At 56.1% G+C, this 5,968-nt stretch carries 8 protein-coding genes; 3 read left to right on the top strand and 5 right to left on the bottom strand.

Annotation, left to right across the window (positions count from 1 at the left end; translation table 11 throughout):
• Positions 1–163 precede the first annotated feature (163 nt).
• The 4 genes from Q1B15_RS16825 to Q1B15_RS16810 form a co-directional block, all read right to left on the bottom strand.
• Complete coding sequence (locus tag Q1B15_RS16825) at positions 164–1,354, bottom strand: toxic anion resistance protein (RefSeq protein WP_299755813.1); 1,191 nt, start codon at positions 1,352–1,354, stop codon at positions 164–166.
• Positions 1,355–1,384: 30 nt separating this feature from the next.
• Positions 1,385–2,257, bottom strand: a complete 873-nt coding sequence (locus Q1B15_RS16820) for a 5-bromo-4-chloroindolyl phosphate hydrolysis family protein (RefSeq protein WP_299755811.1) — start codon at positions 2,255–2,257, stop codon at positions 1,385–1,387.
• Positions 2,257–2,454 (bottom strand): hypothetical protein, encoded by a 198-nt coding sequence (locus Q1B15_RS16815; protein ID WP_299755809.1) that lies wholly within the window; start codon positions 2,452–2,454, stop codon positions 2,257–2,259. The genes Q1B15_RS16820 and Q1B15_RS16815 overlap by 1 nt, the downstream gene beginning before the upstream one ends.
• Positions 2,455–2,534: 80 nt before the next feature.
• Positions 2,535–3,341, bottom strand: a complete 807-nt coding sequence (locus Q1B15_RS16810; protein WP_299755807.1) for a pseudouridine synthase — start codon at positions 3,339–3,341, stop codon at positions 2,535–2,537.
• Positions 3,342–3,421: 80 nt separating this feature from the next.
• Between Q1B15_RS16810 and Q1B15_RS16805 the strand changes: the two genes are divergently transcribed.
• Positions 3,422–3,871, top strand: a complete 450-nt coding sequence (locus tag Q1B15_RS16805; RefSeq protein WP_299755804.1) for a nucleoside deaminase — start codon at positions 3,422–3,424, stop codon at positions 3,869–3,871.
• Positions 3,872–4,037: 166 nt separating this feature from the next.
• A complete protein-coding gene (locus tag Q1B15_RS16800) occupies positions 4,038–4,682 on the top strand; it encodes a ceramidase domain-containing protein (protein WP_299755801.1) in 645 nt (214 codons plus the stop codon).
• On the opposite strand, the gene Q1B15_RS16795 is transcribed toward Q1B15_RS16800, so the two are convergent.
• On the bottom strand, positions 4,661–5,578 hold the full coding sequence (locus Q1B15_RS16795; protein ID WP_299755799.1) for an AEC family transporter: 918 nt from the start codon (positions 5,576–5,578) through the stop codon (positions 4,661–4,663). The genes Q1B15_RS16800 and Q1B15_RS16795 overlap by 22 nt on opposite strands.
• 137 nt (positions 5,579–5,715) lie before the next feature.
• On the opposite strand from Q1B15_RS16795, the gene gatC reads away from it, so the two are divergent.
• On the top strand, positions 5,716–5,968 hold a 253-nt coding region (gatC, locus tag Q1B15_RS16790), incomplete at its 3' end, for an Asp-tRNA(Asn)/Glu-tRNA(Gln) amidotransferase subunit GatC (protein ID WP_299755797.1).

The following is a 5,968-nucleotide window of genomic DNA, read 5'->3' as shown; positions in this document are numbered from 1 at the left end:
AAAAGGCTTCTATCTCGAAGCTTTCAGGCGTTCGTTCAACGAACTCAGGAAGGGCTGGGCTGGGCGGCGTTGTCGATAAGGCATCTGGACCAGCGGCGGGAAATCCGTCGCAGGCCGCCAACAAGGCCAGCAAGCAAAGTGAGAAAGCAGAATTGCGCATGGTTCAGGTCGGAACGCTCTCTCCAGAGATCGAGCCGACCCCGTCCTTGCGGGCTTTGGCTGAGGCAAGCGTTGTCTTGAGTTCACTTTCCATCTTCTGGAGTTCTTCCTCGGCAAGGGCGCGTTTGGCTTTTCCGTCATCGGCAATCTGAAGGCTTTCCTGAATGGTCGCGATCAGGTCGGCGTTGGCCTGCTTTACTGCCTCAATGTCGAAGACACCGCGCTCCATTTCCTCGCGGATGGTTTTGTTGGCCTCACGCAGGTTTTTGGCGTTTGCGGTCAACAGTTCGTTCGTCAGATCATTTGCTTCTCGCACGGCTTCGGCCGCTTCGGCAGACCGCTGAATGGTCACAGCCTGAGCAAGCTGGGTTTCCCAAAGCGGCACAGTATTGACCAGTGTCGAATTGATCTTTGTGACAAGGGATTTGTCGTTCTCTTGCACAAGCCGAATAGACGGCAGCGATTGCATCGTAACTTGCCGTGTTAGTTTCAGATCAAATACGCGGCGCTCGAGATCGTCCCTTGCGGCCCGCAAGTCGCGAAGTTCTTGGGCCTTCATCACGCCTTGCTCGTCAGGCGCTTGGGCCACTTCGGTTTCTTTTGCGGGGATTTCGACACCGTCCAGACGCTGAAGCTTTTCCTCACCTGCGGCGATGTAAAGCGCCAGTTCGTCGTAAAAGGCGAGTGTCTTGTCATAAAGATGATCGAGAGATTTGATGTCTTTCAAAAGCCTATGCTCGTGGTGGAGAAGGTTGTCGGTAATCCCGTCGATCTGGCCCTGAACCTCTTCAAAGCGCGCAACAAAATTCGCGATCGGAGCGGCGCGTCCCAACAGACGTTCCCACCAGGATCGCGTGCGACGGACATCTAGTTCGCTGATCGAAAAGCCGCGAATGGTTGACACAATATCACGCAAGCTATCGCCAGCCGGGCCGACGTCCTTGTTGCGGACACCTGCCAGCATGGATTGGCTGATTTCCTGCAATTCGACTTGTGCGCTGGACCCGAACGACACGATTGAATTGGTGTCACCCATGTCGATTTCGCCGATGCGGCGCTCGATTTCCGCGCTTGTTGTCGGATCAGCGGAGGCCAGCGGCACAATTTCGGTGCTGGGTTCGGGCAAGATAACGGCCGTCACCTCTGCCACAAGGGTTTCGGATTCCTGGGCCTTCTGGCGCACTGTTTCGGACATGAATTTTCCCCTCGTTTTGAGCAGCTATACTTAAGTGCGGTTTACGCCTTCGCGTGCCAATCGGTCACGTAAGACTTCAATTTCAACATCAAGCGATGATTTGTCGTCCAGTAGCATTTTGTTGGTTCGCGCGGTGAACGTGGTTTCAAGATCATCAAGAAGCGCCTCGTAGTCTGCGCGGGCTTCTTCATTTCGGTTGCGCGCATAAAGGTCTGCGAACTGAGATGTCGCGTCCCGTGCGCCCAAAAGGTATACCCCAAGATATTTGCGCGCCCCAGTCAAATCGCGCGGATCGTCCTCCACCACGCGAAACATATGACGCGCCGTTTGGGAAAATTGATCAACGCGACGCGACAGGGCAGGAATGCCAGCGCCCCGGATCGCATCGCGCATCGCAGCGAGATGCCGCTCGGCTTCATCAACAGCGCGCGCGACACGGTCGGTCTGGAAGGCGCTTCCTTCTGGAACACCCTTGTCCTTCAACGGATCCGCACCGAACGACATGAAGTGCAGGGTTGTTCCAAGAACAGCAAAAAGAATTGGATTAAGGGGCGAAAACGTCGCCGGATCAAGACCGGCAATGGCAAGTCCAGCACCTGTAAGCACAGACGCAAAGATCTTTCGGGGGATTGCGGGGCGCTTTGCGACGCGACGTGCATCAAAGGCATCTTCGGCCAAAAGCCCTTCACGGGTGAGCCAGGCCGCAAGCATCAGCGTGCCAAACCCAACAAGATCAAGCGCCATTCCAAGCGGTTCTTGCTGAAACGCCGTTAACACCAGAATACCCGGCACGAGGAACAAAAGGTTCACACGTGCGCCCGCACGTCTTCGCCGCTGAGCGGGGGGCTGAGGCGTTTGCGCCGGCCTATCGGGGCTATATTTTCCGCCGAACCGATCCGCCATCAGGACGCTCCGAAGGCCGCAACGTAGGCGATCAGTGCTAAAAGCAGGAAAAATGCCAGTCTTTTCATGCTACCTCCCCTGTCGCCCAAACGTTCATCATGAGGTTCTTTCAAGACCGCCACTCCCTTGAATACCACAGAGATCACCCCCGCGACCACGGCGAAAATCAAGACCAATAGCGCCATCTTCGGCATCATACTCTACGACCTTTCGGTTCTTGGGAGTATATATGCGTTCAACGTGTCGCTTGCCAGTTATGGGCAAGCAATTGCGCCGATCACGGCTTTTGGTTGCGGCGGGGCCGTTCGACGCGTTTACCTTTGGTTCTCTGGGGGTCGGGTGTTTCGGGAATGGCATCCAGACCGAGCTGATCGCGCAAGACCTTTGACTTGATCTCTTCGACTTCGCCCGGTTTCAGCTCACCAAGTCGAAACGGACCGTAGCTGACCCGGATCAACCGGTTCACGAAAAATCCGATACTTTCCATCGCGCGTCGAATTTCGCGGTTCTTGCCTTCGCGCAATCCGATCGTCACCCAAGCATTGCTGGTCTGTTGTCGGTCGAGTGTGATCTCCATCGGCTGAAACCGTTCGCCGTCGACCGTAATCCCTCGCCGCAGCGGGTCGAAGACTGCGTCTTCTGGCGTGCCTTTCAAACGGGCGCGGTATTTGCGAAGCCAGCCGGTTTTTGGTAGTTCCAGCTTCCGTTTGATTTCGCCGTCGTTGGTCAAAAGCAACAGCCCTTCCGACGTCAAGTCGAGCCGTCCGACAGTCATCACGCGGGGCAGGTCTTCGGGCAAATTGTCGAAAACCGTTGCGCGCCCTTTTTCGTCGTTCGCCGTCGTAACGAGGCCGGATGGCTTGTTGTACCGCCAAACCCGTGGCGGTTCGGCTTCTCGAACGGGTTTGCCGTCTACAATAATGCGGTCACTTTCGACGACATTCTGAGCGGGGCTTGTCAGCGTCTTCCCGTTCAATGAAATACGACCGGCTTCTATCATGCGTTCGATCTCGCGACGCGAGGCAACGCCGCGGCGGGCGAGAACTTTGGCGATACGATCGCCGGGAACGGTGGGTTTGCTCATCCTGTCGCAATAGCGTGGGACAGGTCGATTGGAAAGCGCGCGCCGCTTGCACAAGCCGTTTCGTCGCGGCATCACGGGCCATGAGTTTCAAAAGCTACATGGAAGCGGCGCTCGAAGAAGCGAGATCAGCGGGAGATCGCGGCGAAGTCCCTGTGGGAGCCGTGCTTGTTGGTCACGATGGGAAGGTTTTGGCCAAAGCCGGAAACCGCACCCGCGAGTTGTCGGATCCGACAGCGCATGCCGAAATTCTTGTGATTCGTGCTGCAGGCGCAATTTTGGGCTCTGAGCGCCTGACAGGGTGCGATCTCTACGTCACTTTAGAGCCTTGCGCGATGTGCGCGGCGGCAATCTCAGCCGCGCGGATTTCTCGTTTATATTATGGTGCAGGTGACCCAAAATCTGGCGGCGTTGCACATGGTCCCAAAGTGTTCTCCCACAGCCAAGCGCACCACGTGCCTGAGGTGTACGATGGTATAGGGGCCGAGGATGCGAGCGCCTTGCTGAAGACCTTTTTTGCGACAAGGCGCTAGGTCTCAAAGCCGCCTGAAGGCAGTCCGGAGAGCGGAATTTTCGACAAGGCACTGATCCACCGGCGGAATTCGGCCTTATAATTCATCGGGACTCCCTGAGTGGCAAAGCCCTACTATTTGATGGCAGTCCCTTCTGGGACTAAACCCAAGCAAAGCAGAGTTCCTTATGGATTGGACAAGAGCCATCGACGGATATTGCGAGCGTACTGACGCGAGCTATTGGTCCGAGCCACTTAACGCTGCGACCAATCTGGCGTTTGTGGTTGTTGCGATAATTATGTGGCGCCGTACTGCCGGAATGCCTGCGGGAAGATGGCTTTCCGCCGTACTTTTTGCCATCGGTTTGGGGTCGTACCTCTTTCATACTCACGCAACCGCTTGGGCCGCCACGCTTGATGTCATTCCTATAGCGGTCTTCACCCTAAGCTTCCTATTTCTGGCAAATCGAGATTTTTTGGGCTGGCCCATTTGGGGGGCATTGGTGGCGACGCTGGCTTTCTTCCCATACGCCGCTTTGGTCACGCCGTTGGTGCAACAACTTCCATTTTTCTCAATTTCATCAGTGTATTGGGTCTTGCCGATTTTGATTGCGGGCTATGGTATATTGTTGCGCAATCGCGCCCATGAGACGGCGCGGGGACTTCTCTTCGGTGCGGGTTTGCTTTGCGTCTCGCTTGTCTTTCGATCAATTGACGACACGTCGTGCGCACGCCTTCCAGTTGGCACACATTTCATTTGGCATATGCTCAATGGGATCATGCTTGGCTGGATGATCGAAGTGTGGCGCCGTCACAGAACCAGCGAGGCGTAAATCGGTATTGCGGCCATCGAGAGTAGGGTCTGGTAGACCAGAATATCTGCGTAAAGTTCGGTGTCGCCGCCCATAGTGCGCGCGACGACGTAGCCGTTCGAGGCGGCTGGAACCGCTGTCACCAGTAGCCCAGCGAGGGTCTCTGTGGAGGAAAGCCCAAACACATTGGCGAGGCCTAGAAACACAAGCGGCATTCCGATGGGGCGTAAAAGCGCGCCAATCAGTACGGGTGCGGTCAGCCGTCCCAGACGACGCCACGAAATCCCGGCCCCGACAACCAAAAGCCCGATCCCGAGCGCGGCGCGGCCAATGATATCGAGGGTCTCGTACAGAGGCTTTGGAAGGTCGAATGGTGCAGCATTCAGCGAAAGTCCAATCGCGCAGCCAATGACAAGTGGATTTGCTACAACGGCCTTCAGAATGCGGCGTGGACCTGTTGTCCCGGCGCAAAGCCAGGCCAGAACAAGGATATTGCTGACGTTGATCAACGGGGTCAGCACCGACATCCCAACGGCTATCAACAGCAGGACGTCCGGCCCTCCGAGCAATTCGGCTGCAGAAAGGGAAATAAAGGCATTCCAACGCGTTGTGGTCTGAAAGATGGTTGAAAGTGATGCGGACGATAGCTTGTCGACCGGCAGCAAAAATCTGACGCTTAGCCCCAGAATGGCCGCAAGAAACACCATGCTGACCAATGACCCGGCAAGCGGTCCGATCCGGTCTGACGACAGATCAGCGGTCGCAATGGAGCTGATCAGGATTGCTGGGATCAGAATGCGGAAACTTAATAGCTCGATGCCCGACCAATGCTCGGGCTTCAAAAGACCTGTCGCTTTTGCGGTCCATCCCGCCAGAAAGGCCAGAGCAATAGGCAGGATCGCGAGTGCAAGTGTCATTGATCAAATTCCGGGAGGTCGGCGTTTCAGGCGCCGTCACCCTAAACGGTGGTCTTGATTTCGCAAGCTAGCCACTTCTTGCGGGCCGTCTCTGCACGCGGTACATGGACCGCGTTCAAAGATGGAGAGACGCTCTGATGTCGATCGACACCGAAACAGCCCGCCGCGTGGCCAAGCTTGCCCGCATTAAGGTCGAAGACGCCGATTTACCTGCGTTGGCGCAGGATTTTAACCGGATACTTGGCTTTGTTGAGCAGTTGAATGAGGTCGACGTAGAAGGCGTCGAGCCGATGACATCAGTTACACCAATGCGGCTAAAACGACGTGTAGATGAGGTGACGGACGGGGGTCAGCAAGACAAGGTCTTGTCAAATGCGCCGGATGCGCGCG

The sequence above is a fragment of the uncultured Boseongicola sp. genome (assembly GCF_937988555.1).
GTDB lineage: Bacteria > Pseudomonadota > Alphaproteobacteria > Rhodobacterales > Rhodobacteraceae > Boseongicola.
This window is presented reverse-complemented; position numbering and strand designations above follow the sequence as displayed.

What these genes read in the sequence shown, in the direction of transcription:
- Q1B15_RS16825 (WP_299755813.1), bottom strand. Translation starts at nt 1,354, where the DNA reads ATGTCCGAAACAGTGCGCCAGAAGGCCCAGGAATCCGAAACCCTTGTG.
- Q1B15_RS16820 (WP_299755811.1), bottom strand. Translation starts at nt 2,257, where the DNA reads ATGGCGGATCGGTTCGGCGGAAAATATAGCCCCGATAGGCCGGCGCAA.
- Q1B15_RS16815 (WP_299755809.1), bottom strand. Translation starts at nt 2,454, where the DNA reads ATGATGCCGAAGATGGCGCTATTGGTCTTGATTTTCGCCGTGGTCGCG.
- Q1B15_RS16810 (WP_299755807.1), bottom strand. Translation starts at nt 3,341, where the DNA reads ATGAGCAAACCCACCGTTCCCGGCGATCGTATCGCCAAAGTTCTCGCC.
- Q1B15_RS16805 (WP_299755804.1), top strand. Translation starts at nt 3,422, where the DNA reads ATGAGTTTCAAAAGCTACATGGAAGCGGCGCTCGAAGAAGCGAGATCA.
- Q1B15_RS16800 (WP_299755801.1), top strand. Translation starts at nt 4,038, where the DNA reads ATGGATTGGACAAGAGCCATCGACGGATATTGCGAGCGTACTGACGCG.
- Q1B15_RS16795 (WP_299755799.1), bottom strand. Translation starts at nt 5,578, where the DNA reads ATGACACTTGCACTCGCGATCCTGCCTATTGCTCTGGCCTTTCTGGCG.